The 315-nt window shown below is 63.2% G+C and carries 1 protein-coding gene; it reads left to right on the forward strand.

Annotated features, from left to right (window positions below; translation table 11 throughout):
• Positions 1–315: ATP-binding cassette domain-containing protein (locus AC6CIA_RS26480; protein ID WP_498316118.1), on the forward strand; the 315-nt coding region annotated here is incomplete at both ends.

The raw sequence follows: 315 nt of genomic DNA on the forward strand, positions 1-315 counted from the left end.
AAGGACGGTCGCTATGTGCGCACCTTCGACGACATGCAGGCGCTGACCCACGATCAACTGGTCACCTGCATGGTCGGGCGTGACATCCAGGACATCTACGATTACCGCCCGCGTGAACGGGGCGAGGTGGCGCTCAAGGTCGACGGTATAGGTGGGCCGGGTCTGCGTGAGCCGGTCAGTTTCGAGGTGCACAAGGGCGAGATCCTCGGACTGTTCGGGCTGGTGGGCGCGGGGCGTACCGAACTGTTTCGTCTGTTAAGCGGGTTGGAGCGTGCCACGGCCGGCCAGTTGCAACTCTGCGGCGAAAAACTGCAG

It is taken from the genome of Pseudomonas sp. GQ91, from assembly GCF_059758795.1.